Annotated in this window: 1 protein-coding gene; it reads left to right on the top strand. The window is 41.5% G+C overall.

From position 1 onward, the window contains the following. Positions 1–274: 274 nt before the first annotated feature. Positions 275–504 (top strand): Arm DNA-binding domain-containing protein (locus tag J7R13_RS08805; RefSeq protein WP_208438307.1); only part of this gene is annotated, 230 nt, incomplete at its 3' end.

The following is a 504-nucleotide window of genomic DNA, read 5'->3' as shown; positions in this document are numbered from 1 at the left end:
GGGCTATACGCTCCCTATCTCAAGAACTGGTCTTAAAGACTTTTGCCATTATCCTCTACCCAAAGGACGTAAATCCACATTAAAGCCCGTAATCCTCGTACAAGATCTTGATTTATAATGATAATTCACTGTTTTGTATGTTGAATGAGAGTCTCGAATAACGTAGGATCCTCTCATTTTAAATCTGTGTATCTTGAATCAATTAATATCACTTATTTGCACGTCAAAAGCGGGGTTGGTGTGTCGGTAAAAATGAGGAAAGAAAAGAATAAAAATGGCTCTTATGAACCGTCTTAATGCAAGGGCTGTCGCAACATTGGGAGCTGGCAAATATAATGATGGTGCCGGCTTGTTACTTCATAAGCGTAAAGATGGAGGTGCTCAATGGATTTACCGTTATACCATTCATGGTCGGCGCCGCGAAATGGGCTTGGGTGCCTTAAGACATGTCTCTTTAAAACAAGCCCGTGAATTAGCAACTGGGTGGCGTGCTGTTTTACGTGA

This window comes from Bartonella taylorii 8TBB (genome assembly GCF_902825155.1).
In the GTDB taxonomy this organism is placed as follows: Bacteria; Pseudomonadota; Alphaproteobacteria; order Rhizobiales; family Rhizobiaceae; genus Bartonella; species Bartonella taylorii_A.
The sequence above is the reverse complement of the archived record's forward strand: the minus strand, read 5'-3'. Positions and strand labels throughout refer to the sequence as shown.